Below are 14,925 nucleotides of genomic sequence, written 5' to 3'. Positions count from 1 at the left end.
CATCCTTCTCAACAAAACAAATACTACTCTACTGATGCACAAATTTTACAAAATACAAACAAGTTATTATTTTGTATTATAATAATAATCTTATATAAATAATGTAACGTCCCTGAAAAACGTAAATCTATGCAAATAAATAAATACGTTTATAACAAAATTATAATAAATATTCATATATTTTACTTAAATTATATACAATATGAATATAATAAACTAATCACAAAAATTAAATTTCAATATCAAATAAATTTAATTATAAAACAATTAAAATATAAAAATAAAAAATTCTTCAAAAACATATCAAAATGCAATTACTATATTAAATAAATTTACACAAATGCATATATTATCAATATTACAACTCCAAAAAAATAATAATAAATACAAAACAAACATCTCACAACATTAATATATCAGTAACTATTTTAATTAACTCAATCTTACATGTTAACAATATTGCAAAATATTCTAACAAAAATACAAATTATCCATACTTAAAATACATCTTAAACAAATTTTCCATATTTCATTTCTAATCACAAAACAATAAAAATATAATCAATAAAAATAATATTACTTAAAGTAATAAACAAATCAAACATGCAACAATATTTATTTATAAAATATTAAACAAATACATAACATTTACATACTTAAACACTCAAACCCTATATTTATCTATATATTTTCTATACTATATCAAACTATTATTTTATCTTTATAACGCTTCTCATAATCACAAACATTATAAAAATCAAATTAAAAGAAAAATTTTGTAATTTAATAAATTTGATATATAATTCATTTCGATAGATAATTTTAAAAAATAAACAATATATTTTGAAATTACAAAATTTTTGTTATTTTAATAGAATGCTGATAAAACAAAATTATATAAATTTTGTTAAAACAACATAAATTACAACAATTTTCAAACTATTAATATTAATTAAAGAGATCATAACTATGATACTAGTAACCAGACCAGCACCAGACTTTACTGCAACTGCTGTACTGCATGACGGTAAAATCATTAAAAATTTTAATTTTAAAAAATATATTCAAGGTAATCCTGCTATGCTGTTTTTTTGGCCTATGGATTTTACATTTGTCTGTCCTTCCGAATTGATTTCCTGTAATAAACGTTATTCTAAATTTCAAAAACGTAATGTAAAAGTTGTTGGTGTATCTTTAGATTCTGAATTTGTACATTATGCATGGCGTCAAATACCAACAAATAAAGGAGGAGTTGGCAATCTTCAATTTCCCATGATTGCTGATTTAAAACGTGAAATTATCATGTCTTACGGTATTGAACATCCTGATTTAGGCGTCGCATTACGAGGATCATTTTTAATTGATCAAACAGGTATAGTGCGTCATCAAATAGTCAATGATTTACCTTTAGGAAGAAATTTTGATGAAATGATTCGCATGATAGATGCAATGCAATTCCATGAAGAACATGGTTTGGTTTGTCCTGCTCAATGGGACACAAAGAAAGCAGGTATAGAACCATCTACACAAGGGATAGCAGAATTCTTATCCAAAAATGTAGATGAACTATAAATAAAAAATCAAAAACAACATCAAAATAACTTCATACAAACTACAAATTATGAAGAAATATATCACAAATAAACTAATAAAAATAAAATATAAATTTTGCCGATATAGCTCATTATGGCAGAGCAGCGCATTCGTAATGCGCAGGTGATAGGTTCAAATCCTATTATCGGCACATTCATCCATATATATCCACCTTCCTTATAATCAACTAACTTCCTTTTATTACAACCCATGAAAACCTAAAAGAAAAACTGGATAACCTCATATACACAACAACAACATAGTTACAAAATAAACCCTACCACACTATTTTATTTTCTTTTGCCTCATAATACAAACAACATACTTTGTACCGTTGTTTTACTTAATTATCTAATCTTGTTAAATAAAAGCATACCCTAAACTAACTATTAATAAGTACATAACATCAATAAATCATATTAAAACAATTAGTATCTTCTTAACCTAACCAACCAAAATTTAACTTACAAAATAAATACACCAAAAACAAAAATATCTATTATACAATACTCTTGATATCCAATTATTCTATACTATAATACATTAGACATCTTTTGTTCAACAATTAAAATTAAAACATGAATAAATTTCATATGAATTTCTTGAACACGATCAGCATACTTAAAATATGGCACACAAATCTCTATATCTACCTTCTTAACAAATTCCCTCATAGTATTACCAGTAAATACAATTACATACATATTTTTAATATATGCTGCTTCAATAGCACGTAAAATATTGATTGATTTACCAGAAGTAGTTATAGTTAACAAGATATCATTACGTTTACCCAAAGCTTCAATATAACGGGAAAATACATATTCATAACCAAAATCATTTCCAACACAAGAAATATGACACGCATCTGAAATAGCTAACGCAGGATAACCGAATCGATCATCTCGATAACGACCTGTTAATTCCTCAGCAAAATGTATAGCATTACAATGTGAACCGCCATTACCGCATGTCAAAATCTTTCCGCCAACCTTAAAAACATCAACAATAAGATGTGCTGCTGATTCTAGCAACGCAACATAAGATTTGTTATTAATAACAGCATCCCAAGAATTCTTAATATCATTAAATTCATTAAAAATCATTTTATGATACATCAAAATATACCCTCAATACATACACAACAAAATACTGTCCACTAAAACAAAAAAATAAAAATAAATTAAAATAATACTAAAATTATAAAAATATTTATATAAATACAATGACAACAACTTAAAAATTATTTGTTTTCATATAAATGAACTATTAATATCAAAAATATATAACAAAACTTTAAAAACATCTAATTATAAACCATAACCATAAACATTTTAAAAATAATAATAAATAAATATTTAATAAATTTACTAATATATAATTCAAACAAAAATACCAATACCCTTTTAAAATATCAATACACCTTAAATATATTACAATACCTAAATTAAAACAATGCTATATAAAACCATACAATAAAAAATTAAAAAAATAGCTACATACTAATAAATATTAAACTAATATATAATTAATAACAAATATTACACACAAACTCCACATACAATATCCATACTTTTCTTTAATTATATTCAACATATTTTTATGTTGTTTAATTTCTTCTGAGGCGGCAAAAATAATTCTTAAATCATTACTACAAATTTTATTTCTATCTTGATAATCTACTGTACTATTCTTTTTAAAACAATTCAATTTGTCTTCCATAGTAAATCGCATAGTAGTTTGACCACCGGTCATTAAAAGAAAAATAGTCGCTAAAATTTTCGCATCAACCATTGCATTGTGTAAAATACGATTGCTTTTATTAACTGCATAACGTTCACAAAGTGCATCTAAACTATTACGTCTACCAGGAAACTTTTTCCTAGCTAAAAGTAAGGTGTCTACTATACTACATAATGAATCAATATTTTTTTCAACACCATTAAGCATGTTCAATTCATAATTTATAAAACCTAAATCAAATTGAGCATTATGAATTATTAATTCACTTCCCCGAATAAAATTTATAAATTTACATGATATTGCTGAAAAAATTGGTTTATCAGACAAAAATTTATTACTAATTCCATGAATATTAAAAGCTTCTGGATCAATTTTACGATTAGGATTAATATATACATGAAAATTTTTGCCAGTTAAACGACGATTAATTATTTCAACTGCACCTATTTCAATAATACGATGTCCTATATAATGAACACCAGATCTATTAATACCTGTAGTTTCAGTATCCAATACTACTTGTCGTACATATTCAAAATTCATATAAATCACTTTACAATAAAAATAAATATTTAATTATATAATAAATATTGTCGTATGTATCAAAAAATAAAAATTTTTACCGATGGATCTTGTTTAGGAAATCCAGGTCCTGGGGGATATGGAGTAATTTTATACTACAAAAAATATATAAAAGAATTTAGTGCAGGATACAAATTAACTACTAATAACCGAATGGAATTAATGGCTGCTATTGTAGCATTAGAAGCAATTAAAAAACCATGCAAAATTATCATCAATACCGATAGTCTATATGTTATTCAAGGCCTCACGCAGTGGATACATAATTGGAAGCAAAATGATTGGAAATCAATAAAAAATAAATCAATTAAAAATATTGATTTATGGCAACGATTAGATATAGCAATTACACCTCATATCTTACGGTATAAATGGTTAAAAGGACATTCTGGTCATCCAGAAAATGATCGCTGTAACAAACTAGCACAAATAGCAGCCAACAATCCTAAATATGACGATATATTATGCATAAAGAATCATATTATTTAGCAAATATATCAATACTAAAATATAATTTAAAAGAAATATTATCTTAAATATTTAATACAAACTAAAAAAATAATTCTGGATATTTAATGGTATTAATTGAAAAGGAATAATCTGTTTACGCGCAATTATTATATTTAAACAACCAATAAAAATAAAATATTTACTAAATAAACAATTATTTTCATGACTTTTCCATGGAAATAATTGCAAATGAGCTTTATTTACAATTTCAAAATTTAGTAATCGTAACCAATACAACAATTTTATCAAAGTATATAAACGATACTTAAAAGGTTTACGAAAAAAAAAATAAATAACCCTCGATAAACCTAATATACTTATTAAATTAAACGTACTGATTATTAACCAACCATCATCACTCAATACTCTATCTATCTCTTGTAATAAACGATAAGGATGTTTAATGTAAGATAAAGTATGAATTAATAAACAAATATCAACAGATTTATTAGCAAAGGGAAGTTGATCGTAATCAACAATTATCTGTAAATATTCTCCTTTAAAACCAACATTTATTTGATAAAACACAACACAATCCTTAGTAGTAAGATTTGCACTTAATGAACCAATTTTCAACATATTAAAACCACGTATTCTAGGCCACCATTCCTTTAAATAATTCTCTAACGTTTCTCTATAACACTCACCGTATGGAAGATCTTTCCATGTGGAAGGTATTGAAATTAATTGTTCATTTTGTAATAATTTCATAATCTTTTGTACATTACATAAATAAAATAAATACAATATTAAATATTAAGGTTATCAGCAATGAATTTAATTAATATTCCTTCTCTAAAAGACAATTATATCTGGATTTTATATAATAAAAACAAAAAATGTCTAGTAATTGATCCAGGAGATCATAAACCTGTCTTGCAAATTATTCAAAAATTAAAATTAAACTTAATTGCTATTCTACTTACTCATCATCATGATGATCACACTTCCGGTGTACATAAATTACTTAATCTTTTCCCTGTTAAAGTCTACGGACCATTAGAAACTATAAATAAAGGAACAAATCAAGTTGTATCAAATAATGATAATATTGCACTACTCAACCATAATTTTAAAATTTTATCTTTACCAGGACACACATTAGGGCATATAGGTTATTATAGTCACCCGTGGTTATTTTGTGGAGATACAATATTTTCTGCAGGTTGCGGACGACTACTTGAAGGAACAGCACAACAAATGTATTACTCTTGCCAAAAAATTAAACGACTACCTAATACAACTTTAATTTGTAGTGCACATGAATATACTTTAACCAATATTACTTTTGCAGCTTCTATTTTACCTTACGATACAAACATTCGATCCTATCTTAACACAGTTAAAAAATTACACAAACAAAAAAAACCAACTCTACCTTCTACACTAGAATTAGAATTAAAAGTAAATCTTTTTTTTAGATGTCAAGAAAAAAATATCAAAAAAAAACTAAACATCCACCCTTACGATCAAGAAGAATGGAAAACCTTTGCTGCACTACGAACTAAAAGAAATACATTTTAAACAATATATTAAACAACTTTTAAAACTATAAACTCACAAAAATTCTTGATAACAATAAAAAACATATAAAATTATTCACTAATTATTAATAACAAAAAATTATAAAATATTTTTAATAAAACACAAAATACGTATTGTAACAAACAACTTTAAAAAACAAAAATTATAATAAACCGCCAAAACTTATTATTAACAATGTACTTCAATTAAAATAAAAATAAATACAATTTAATATAAAACAAAAATTAACTGACAATATAAATAAATTACAAATTTTGCTTGGCAGTCTCCTACTCTCACATAAGGTAAACCTTATACTACCATCGGCACTACGACGTTTCACTTCTGAGTTCGGTATGGTATTCAGGTGGTTCCATCGCGCTTACACCACCAAGCAATACAAAAAAATAAAGGCAAAACAACGTCATATTGTACTAAAATTTAATAAAAAATCAATAAAATTACTAAAAAATAATAAACAAAAAAATAGAAAAATTAAATACATTATTATTTTAAAATTATAATTATTAAATAATTGCATATAACTATTTAACATAATTGGATGCTAAACCAATAATTTTTTTATAATCAAAAACTCTATAATTAAAAAACTATCTAAATAATATTAATTACAATAATACCAAACTTGTATCTCATACATACCAAAAACAAATCCATACATAATCATTAATTATCTAATAAATATCCTTAACTTTTTTAAACCAACTTCATTTAAAATCTAAAAAACAATATAAATATAACCATACAATATTGCTAATTTACATATTAGGACGTATTTTTTGTAATACAAGGGAAATTGAAGGTAACAAATTATGCCATAAAAGAAAAGAATATGCTGCTTGCCCAACTAACATACCTAATCCATCAGAACAACGTACAGCCCCCTGTTCCTTGCACCATCTAATAAATGGCGTATCTATATCTTTCTGATAAAATAAATCATAACAACTAACAGATGAATTAATTAAAGAATTTGGCAAATTAGGTAATTTACCATATACCCCGGCAGATGTAGCATTAATTATTACATCACTCTGTACAGTACATAATTCATTAAAAGGAACAACATTAATATTTCCTATATTGTGAAAAAAATTAGCCAATTTTTGAGCACGCAATAAAGTCCGATTAGTTAATATTATCTGACAACCAAAAGTTAATAATGGAAAAATAATCCCTCTCGCTGCACCACCAGATCCAACTAACAATATTTTACTTCCAATGTTCAACCAACCAAGACGTTGTAAATCAGCTAATAATCCAATACCATCAGTATTATCCCCTAACAACGATCCATCATGTTGTTTTTTCAATACATTGACAGCACCCGCCACTGTAGCCCTTTTAGTAAGATTTTTACATAACATAAAAGTATGTTCTTTAAGTGGCATAGTAATATTAGCTCCCATACCGCCAGAAATAAAAAATTGTTCTAAAATTATTTTAAAATTTGTAATTGTTGCTAACCTTTTTCCATAAGACGCAGTAATACCAGTTTCTTCCGCAAAAAACGAATAAATTTCAGGCGACATACTATGTTCTATTGGATTACCAAATACAGCAAAAGAATCCATTAAAATACACCCCACACAAAATAGTTTTATAATATGAATTATGACGATATATATCATCTAAACTAATAACGCAACCATATCCCAGTTCTAGCATCACGAATTTTAGAAGGATTATAATTTTTATTTATTAAATCTGTTTTCATGACAGGAATAGAATAACCAAATTGTTTATAAATATCACTAATAGTACGTGCAGGTGGATATCCTGACAAATTTGCACTAGTAGAAATCAAAGCTTTGCCAAATAACAAACATAATTTTTGCAACGGTGTAAAAAAACTATATCGTATTGCTAACGATGAAAATGTACCTATTAACCAACTTGGTGTTGTAGATTTAACAGGAAAAACCCAAGTAATTGGAAAAAAACTATCACGAAATACTCTTAAACATTGTTGATCATTTATCAAACTATCATCAATATATTGAAATAATTGCTTATAATTAGCACCAACTAAAATAAAACCTTTCTTCCAAGATCTCCGTTTTATGCTTAATAATCTTTCTACTGCTAAAATATTATCAGGATCACATCCTAAACTAAAAATAGTTTCTGTAGGATAAGCAATCACCTGCCCATCATGTAAAGCCTCCAACAAAACATTTTGATTATCAATATTAAATTTACCAATCATAGCATTTAACAACATAAAAATTCACAAAAAATATCAAAAAATAATCAACAATTTATTATTTATTTTATTTATAATCTTAAACTACAACAATAACTTATATCATTCACATTACTAATTATAATTTCTTAAACAATATTGACTACATATATTTTCTTTACACTACAAAAATTAAAATATTCTACTATATTATAAAATTACTATAATATTTCAACTACAAAATATCATCCAAATATCAAAATAAATACAACATCTTCAACTTAAGATATTATAACATTGATAAATATTAAAATTTCCTTAATAAAATACAACTAATTATAAAAATAATTTACTAATCTATTTATAACTGCAATTATCATGAACCAATTAGTAACATCTACCAAATTAGAATATTAAACTTTATTGTTTAATAACTAAATCATAATATATAATAAATAATCTTAAATATGATTAAAATATTACTTAAAACTAAAATACTACAACATGTCATTCAACTAAAATATAATTGTTAATTAATTACTTTATATGTAAAAATACTATGATTTTTTTTGCAAAAATTATATCTTAAAACATAAAATTATAAATACTTCTATCATTATAGATGCTAATAAATATTAATTATGTCAATACTAGAATTATTATATTATCCCGATAAAAGATTACGTAATATTGCCACTCCAGTTATTAATTTTAACAACAATACCAAACAGATTGTAAATAACATGCTTGAAACCATGTATAAAAACAAAGGTATAGGATTAGCTGCTACCCAAGTAAATATCCATAAACAAATCATTGTTATTGATATTTCAACAACATTAAAAAAACCATTAATATTAATAAACCCACGTTTAATAAAAAAACAAGGAAATACTAGTATCATAGAAGGTTGTTTATCAATACCTCAACAACATTATGCAATACCTAGAGCAGCTATTGTAAAAATACATGCATTTAATCAACACGGAGATTTCTTTAAAATACAAGCAAACAATCTACTAGCTATTTGTATTCAACATGAAATGGATCACTTAATTGGAAAATTATTAATAGATTATCTTAATTAAAATAAAGATTCAATTAAAAACCAAAAAAACAAAAAAAAATAAAAAATAAAAGGTATATAGTATAAAATTATGACTCATTCATTACGCATCATCTTTGCTGGAACACCAAATTTTGCTGCATATCAACTACATACATTACTTCATTCTAAACATCAAATAATAGCAGTATTAACTCAATCCAATTTAATATCATGTAAAAAAAAATCCAATCATAATTCTGTTAAAAACATTGCGATAAAACATAATTTACCAATATTTCAACCAAAATCTTTACAAACATCAAAAATCTTTCAAATAATTGACAATCTTCATGCAGACATTTTAGTTGTTGTAGCATACGGTTTAATTTTTCCTCAAGAATTATTACATTTACCACGTTTAGGATGCATAAATATGCATTGTTCATTACTTCCACGTTGGCGTGGAGCGGCACCTATCCAAAGAGCTTTAGAAGCTGGGGATTCTACAACTGGCATCACAATTATACAAATGGATAAAGGATTAGATACTGGTAATATTTTATACAAACAAACTTGCAATATCTCATCTAATGATACTAACTTAACGTTATCACATAAACTTGCAAAAATAGGATCAATAGCACTTCTTAAAACATTAAATCAAATAGATTATTATAAACAAAACGTAAATATTCCACAAAACGAAAATTATGCTACTTATGCGAAAAAAATAAGTAAACAAGAAGGCAAAATAAACTGGTACTTAACAGCTATTCAAATAGAAAGACGCATCCGCGCTTTTAATCCTTGGCCGACAAGTTATTTCAAAATAAAAGAACACACAATTAAAGTATGGAAAGCATCTGTTGTATTAGATAAGACAAAACAATACAAAATGCATATTCCAGGTACTATTCTAAAAATAAAAAAAACAGGAATCGACATCTCTACTGGCGATGGAATACTAACAATAATTCTACTGCAACCAACAGGGAAAAGAATAATGACGGCACATGAATTTTTTCTGTCCAGAAAAAATTGGTTTACAACAGGCCTTATTTTACCTTAATTAACAAACTAATACGTTATGAATTTTGTCACATTACTACTTTTTACTAAAAACAAAAATATTTATTAATATGTTCTACAAATATAATAAAACACTAATAATATAGAAAAATTTTATATATAGATAACAAAAATACCACTCCACTATCTACTATATAATTCAGCATCAACAAATCCTATGTAGGCCATAATCGCTTTATCCCCCATACGATAATTACACTTTAAAATACGTGTATATCCTCCTTGACGAATTAAAAATCTTGGACCTAGTTCACTAAAAAGCTTGACTATAACCTTATCATTGCGAATTCTAGAAAATAATAATCTACGATTTGCAATACTATCTGTCTTGGCAATAGTAATTATTGGCTCAATTATACCACGCAATGCCTTCGCTTTAGGTAAAGTAGTTTTAATCATTCCATGAATAATTAATGAATTCAACATATTACGAAACATTAATTTACGATGAGCATGATTTCTATTTAATTTACGACCACTTTTACAATGACGCATTTATATATTCCTCATAACAACAAAATAAACTAATCCTAATTTTATTCCTTAACAAGACTTGACGGCGGCCAATTATTAAGACGCATGTCTAAAGTTAACCCGTGAGAAGCTAAAATATCTTTGATTTCAGTAAGTGATTTTTTACCTAAATTTGGCGTTTTTAACAAATCAACTTCTGTCTTTTGAACCAAATCACCAATATAATGAACAGATTCTGCTTTAAGACAATTAGCAGAACGAACAGTCAATTCTAAATCATCAACAGGACGCAACAAAATTGGATCAAATTCAGGTCTTTCTTCTTTGATTTCTGGTTGACGTACATCACGTAAATCAACAAAAGCTTCTAATTGTTCAGCTAAAATAGTTGCTGCTCGTCGAATAGCTTCTTCAGGATCAATAGTGCCATTAGTTTCAATATCTAAAATTAATTTATCTAGATCAGTACGTTGTTCAACACGCGCAGATTCTACATTATATGCTATTCGTTCCACTGGGCTATAACATGCATCTATTAACAAACGACCAATGGAAGTAGTGGTAGAAACAGCTGAATTATCTTCTTCTATACAAATCCTAGAAGAAGCAGGAACATAGCCTCGTCCACATTCAACTTTAATTTGCATATTAATTGATGCATTTTGATCTGTCAAATGACATAAAATATGTTGTGGTTTAATTATTTCCACATGTTCATCATGAACAATATCAGCTGCTACTACTGGACCAATACCAGATTTATATAAAGTTAAAATAACATTTTCTTTACCTTTAACTCTAATAGCCAACCCTTTTAAATTTAGTAAAATTTCCAAAATATCTTCTTGTATTCCTTCCTTTGTACTATATTCATGCAACACTCCATCAATTTTAACTTCTGTCACTGCATATCCAGGCATAGATGATAACAATATACGACGTAATGCATTACCCAAAGTATGTCCAAAACCACGTTCCAAAGGCTCCAAAATTACTTTAGTATGAGTTGCACTAATCTGTTCAATATCAACTAAACGCGGTTTCAAAAACTCTGTTATCATACTTTTATTTTGCATTACATCCTCTCCATTTTTTTATCTATTATTTAGAATACAATTCAATAATTAAATGTTCATCGATATCAGCTGACAAATCAGTACGTTCTGGAACACGCTTAAAAACACCTTCCATTTTAGTTAAATTAACAATAATCCATGTTGATTTCTCACGTTGATCAAATAATTCTAATGCTGTTTTAATTCGTAGTTGATTTTTAGCTTTTTCACATACAATAATAGTATCACCAGGAACAACTTGATAAGAAGGAATATTAACAATACGATTATTTACTATAATTGCTTTATGACTAACTAATTGACGAGCTTCTGCTCGTGTAGTAGCAAACCCCATGCGATAAACAATATTATCTAATCGACTTTCTAATAATTGCAACAAAATATCACCAGTATTACCTTTAATTTTAGCTGCTTTTTTGTAATAATTGCGAAATTGTCGTTCCAAAATACCATATATACGCCTAACTTTTTGTTTTTCTCGTAATTGTACACCATAATCTGATAATCTAGGTTTACGCAAACCATGTTGACCGGGTGGTTGTTCAATCTTACATTTTGATTCAATTGAGCGCACACCAGACTTTAAAAAAAGATCTGTACCTTCACGACGAGCAACTCTAAGTTTAGGTCCTAAATACCTTGCCATATTTTACTTTCCTAGTTCATAATAAAAATTGCATTATTTTACACACGACGTCTTTTGGGAGGACGGCACCCATTATGAGGAATTGGAGTAACATCAGTAATATTAACAATACGAAATCCCGCTGCATTTAAAGCACGGACAGTAGACTCTCGACCTGGACCTGGTCCTTTAATCATAACTTCTAAATTTTTAATACCATATTCTTTAGCTATTTCAGCGCAATATTCAGCTGCAGTTTGTGCAGCAAATGGAGTAGATTTTCGAGAACCGCGAAAACCAGAACCACCAGCAGTTGCCCAACATAAAGTATTACCTTGACGGTCTGTGACTGTCACAATAGTATTATTAAAAGATGCATGTATATGAACTATACCATCTAAAATTTGTCTTTTAACCCGCTTGCGTATGCGAGTATTAGGTGATTTAACCATACTTTAATACTCATTATTAATTATTTATCAACAATCTTACGTGGTCTTTTACAAGTACGCGCATTAGTTCTAGTTCTCTGTCCACGAACAGGGAGACCACGTCTATGACGTAACCCTCGATAAGTACCCAAATCTATTAAACGTTTAATATTTAAAGTAACTTCACGACGTAAATCACCTTCTATGATATATTTAGCAACAGCATCACGAATCATATCAATTTGATGATCCGACAACATATTTAATTTAGTATATTCAGGAATACCTGTAGCTGAACAAATAGAACGTGATCGAGATCGTCCTATACCATAAATTGATATTAAAGCAATAATTACATGTTTATGATCAGGAATGTTTATGCCTGCTATTCGTACCACTTATTCTACTCCAATAAAATATAGTATAATTGTTATTATTATTATTAAAAAATACCCGTTAACTATCTAAAAAAATAAAACATCACGCATCCTTAAATGAAAATATAAACTAATTAATTATTAACCCTGACGTTGTTTATGTCTTGGCTCAGAACGACAAACAACACGAATCACACCATGACGCTTCAACATTCTGCAGTTACGACATAACTTCTTTACTGAAGCTCGTACTTTCATATCACCTCAAAAAAAACACAACAACAACATAATTCTATCACAATCTAATAATCATGACCTTTTAAGTTAGCTTTCTTTAACACTGATTCATATTGACTAGACATCATTAAAGTTTGAATTTGATTCATAAAATCCATAATTACTACAACAACAATTAATAAAGACGTACCTCCAAAATAAAATGGAACATGCATTGCAATACGCATAAATTCTGGTATCAAACAAATAAAAGTAATGTAGAGCGATCCAACTAAAGTTAGCCTAACCATAACTTTATCAATATACTTCGCTGTTTGTTCTCCAGGGCGTATTCCTGGTATAAAAGCACCAGATTTTTTTAAATTATCAGCAGTTTCACGTGGATTAAAAACTAATGAAGTATAAAAAAAACAAAAAAACACAATTGCTACAGCATAAAAAAACATATACAATGGCTGTCCGGGTTGTAAATATAAGGTAATTGATACTAACCAATTACAACTACTACTAGCACCAAACCAGGAAGAAATAGTAGCAGGAAACAAAATAATACTAGAAGCAAAAATCGCAGGAATGACTCCAGCCATATTGATTTTTAAAGGTAAGTGTGTATTTTGTGACGAATAAGTACGATAACCGTGTTGACGACGTTTAGCATAATTAACAATTATACGACGCTGACCTCGCTCCATAAACACTACAAAAAATGTCACTATAAACACTATAAACAAAATTAAAACTAACAAAAAAAAATGTAAATCTCCTTGTCTTGTTTCTTCAATTAATTGCCCTACAGCTGCAGGTAAACCAGCAACAATACCTGAAAAAATAATCATAGAAATACCATTGCCTATACCTCTATTAGTAATTTGTTCACCCAACCACATTAAAAACATTGTTCCACAAACTAAACTGATTACTGCAACAAAGTAAAAGGAAAAGCAAGGATGAACTATTAATCCTTGCATACCTGGCATATTAGATAACCCAGTTGCAATTCCAATTGATTGAAAAAAAGATAAAAATAACGTACCATATCTAGTATATCGATTAATTTTACGTCTTCCATCTTCACCTTCTTTTTTTAATTCCGCTAATCTTGGATGTACTACAGTTAACAATTGAATAATAATTGATGATGAAATATACGGCATAATTCCCAAAGTAAAAATTGAAGCCCGACTAAGAGCACCACCTGAAAACACATTGAACATTTCAATAATGGTACCGCGTTGTTGTTCTAACAATTGAGTAATAACACTAGTATTAATACCAGGTATTGGAATAAATGAACCAATGCGGAAAACTATCAAAGCTCCAATAACAAAAAAAATTCTTTGTTTCAATTCACCTAAACCACCCTTAATGCTTCGAAAAGATAAATCTGATTGTGATTGTCTAGACATTTAT

The 14,925-nt window shown here is 27.4% G+C and carries 17 protein-coding genes, 1 tRNA gene and 1 rRNA gene; 6 read left to right on the top strand and 13 right to left on the bottom strand.

Annotated elements, in window-relative coordinates; genetic code table 11:
- Positions 1 to 969 precede the first annotated feature (969 nt).
- Entirely contained in the window at positions 970 to 1,572 is a 603-nt protein-coding gene (locus BOBLI757_RS01140) for a peroxiredoxin C (protein WP_046304768.1), read from the top strand.
- 98 nt (positions 1,573 to 1,670) lie between these two features.
- Positions 1,671 to 1,744, top strand: a tRNA-Thr gene (locus tag BOBLI757_RS01135).
- A gap of 382 nt (positions 1,745 to 2,126) precedes the next feature.
- On the opposite strand, the gene lpcA is transcribed toward BOBLI757_RS01135, so the two are convergent.
- Both lpcA and dnaQ read right to left on the bottom strand, forming a co-directional pair.
- Positions 2,127 to 2,711 carry a D-sedoheptulose 7-phosphate isomerase gene (gene lpcA, locus BOBLI757_RS01130; protein ID WP_046304766.1) on the bottom strand — a complete coding sequence of 195 codons (585 nt, stop codon included), beginning with the start codon at positions 2,709 to 2,711 and terminating at the stop codon, positions 2,127 to 2,129.
- A gap of 394 nt (positions 2,712 to 3,105) precedes the next feature.
- Entirely contained in the window at positions 3,106 to 3,879 is a 774-nt protein-coding gene (dnaQ, locus tag BOBLI757_RS01125) for a DNA polymerase III subunit epsilon (RefSeq protein WP_046304764.1), read from the bottom strand.
- Positions 3,880 to 3,933: 54 nt separating this feature from the next.
- Here dnaQ and rnhA point away from each other — a divergent pair, with 54 nt between their 5' ends.
- Positions 3,934 to 4,407, top strand: a complete 474-nt coding sequence (gene rnhA, locus BOBLI757_RS01120; RefSeq protein ID WP_046304763.1) for a ribonuclease HI — start codon at positions 3,934 to 3,936, stop codon at positions 4,405 to 4,407.
- A gap of 51 nt (positions 4,408 to 4,458) precedes the next feature.
- Here the strand turns inward: rnhA and BOBLI757_RS01115 are convergent, their stop codons facing one another.
- Positions 4,459 to 5,139 (bottom strand): methyltransferase domain-containing protein, encoded by a 681-nt coding sequence (locus tag BOBLI757_RS01115; RefSeq protein ID WP_046304761.1) that lies wholly within the window; start codon positions 5,137 to 5,139, stop codon positions 4,459 to 4,461.
- Between the two features lie 60 nt (positions 5,140 to 5,199).
- Here BOBLI757_RS01115 and gloB point away from each other — a divergent pair, with 60 nt between their 5' ends.
- Entirely contained in the window at positions 5,200 to 5,952 is a 753-nt protein-coding gene (gene gloB / locus BOBLI757_RS01110) for a hydroxyacylglutathione hydrolase (protein ID WP_046304759.1), read from the top strand.
- A 277-nt stretch (positions 5,953 to 6,229) separates the two neighbouring features.
- Here the strand turns inward: gloB and rrf are convergent.
- The 3 genes from rrf to tsaC all read right to left on the bottom strand — a co-directional run bounded on the left by rrf (position 6,230) and on the right by tsaC (position 8,197).
- Positions 6,230 to 6,347, bottom strand: a 5S ribosomal RNA gene (gene rrf, locus BOBLI757_RS01105).
- A gap of 384 nt (positions 6,348 to 6,731) precedes the next feature.
- The gene (gene aroE, locus BOBLI757_RS01100) at positions 6,732 to 7,547 is read right to left on the bottom strand and encodes a shikimate dehydrogenase (protein ID WP_046304757.1); all 816 of its coding nucleotides are present in this window, start codon (positions 7,545 to 7,547) and stop codon (positions 6,732 to 6,734) included.
- Positions 7,548 to 7,609: 62 nt separating this feature from the next.
- Entirely contained in the window at positions 7,610 to 8,197 is a 588-nt protein-coding gene (tsaC, locus tag BOBLI757_RS01095) for an L-threonylcarbamoyladenylate synthase type 1 TsaC (protein ID WP_046304755.1), read from the bottom strand.
- A gap of 602 nt (positions 8,198 to 8,799) precedes the next feature.
- On the opposite strand from tsaC, the gene def reads away from it, so the two are divergent.
- Both def and fmt read left to right on the top strand, forming a co-directional pair.
- Positions 8,800 to 9,246 carry a peptide deformylase gene (gene def / locus BOBLI757_RS01090; protein ID WP_046304753.1) on the top strand — a complete coding sequence of 149 codons (447 nt, stop codon included), beginning with the start codon at positions 8,800 to 8,802 and terminating at the stop codon, positions 9,244 to 9,246.
- A gap of 69 nt (positions 9,247 to 9,315) precedes the next feature.
- A complete protein-coding gene (gene fmt, locus BOBLI757_RS01085) occupies positions 9,316 to 10,275 on the top strand; it encodes a methionyl-tRNA formyltransferase (RefSeq protein WP_046304751.1) in 960 nt (319 codons plus the stop codon).
- Positions 10,276 to 10,418: 143 nt separating this feature from the next.
- On the opposite strand, the gene rplQ is transcribed toward fmt, so the two are convergent.
- From rplQ to secY, 7 genes are all read right to left on the bottom strand, one after another.
- Positions 10,419 to 10,790 carry a 50S ribosomal protein L17 gene (rplQ, locus tag BOBLI757_RS01080; protein ID WP_046304749.1) on the bottom strand — a complete coding sequence of 124 codons (372 nt, stop codon included), beginning with the start codon at positions 10,788 to 10,790 and terminating at the stop codon, positions 10,419 to 10,421.
- Positions 10,791 to 10,831: 41 nt separating this feature from the next.
- Positions 10,832 to 11,830, bottom strand: a complete 999-nt coding sequence (locus BOBLI757_RS01075) for a DNA-directed RNA polymerase subunit alpha (protein WP_144406201.1) — start codon at positions 11,828 to 11,830, stop codon at positions 10,832 to 10,834.
- Positions 11,831 to 11,870: 40 nt separating this feature from the next.
- Complete coding sequence (gene rpsD, locus BOBLI757_RS01070; protein ID WP_046304745.1) at positions 11,871 to 12,491, bottom strand: 30S ribosomal protein S4; 621 nt, start codon at positions 12,489 to 12,491, stop codon at positions 11,871 to 11,873.
- A 38-nt stretch (positions 12,492 to 12,529) separates the two neighbouring features.
- Complete coding sequence (gene rpsK / locus BOBLI757_RS01065) at positions 12,530 to 12,922, bottom strand: 30S ribosomal protein S11 (RefSeq protein WP_046304744.1); 393 nt, start codon at positions 12,920 to 12,922, stop codon at positions 12,530 to 12,532.
- A 20-nt stretch (positions 12,923 to 12,942) separates the two neighbouring features.
- Positions 12,943 to 13,299 carry a 30S ribosomal protein S13 gene (gene rpsM, locus BOBLI757_RS01060; RefSeq protein WP_046304742.1) on the bottom strand — a complete coding sequence of 119 codons (357 nt, stop codon included), beginning with the start codon at positions 13,297 to 13,299 and terminating at the stop codon, positions 12,943 to 12,945.
- A gap of 120 nt (positions 13,300 to 13,419) precedes the next feature.
- Positions 13,420 to 13,536: a 50S ribosomal protein L36 gene (gene rpmJ, locus BOBLI757_RS01055; protein WP_046304740.1), complete on the bottom strand. Its 117-nt coding sequence runs from the start codon at positions 13,534 to 13,536 to the stop codon at positions 13,420 to 13,422.
- A gap of 44 nt (positions 13,537 to 13,580) precedes the next feature.
- Entirely contained in the window at positions 13,581 to 14,921 is a 1,341-nt protein-coding gene (gene secY / locus BOBLI757_RS01050; RefSeq protein WP_046304739.1) for a preprotein translocase subunit SecY, read from the bottom strand.
- Positions 14,922 to 14,925: the final 4 nt, after the last annotated feature.

The sequence above is a fragment of the Blochmannia endosymbiont of Camponotus (Colobopsis) obliquus genome (assembly GCF_000973545.1).
Classification (GTDB): domain Bacteria; phylum Pseudomonadota; class Gammaproteobacteria; order Enterobacterales; family Enterobacteriaceae; genus Blochmanniella.
This window is presented reverse-complemented; position numbering and strand designations above follow the sequence as displayed.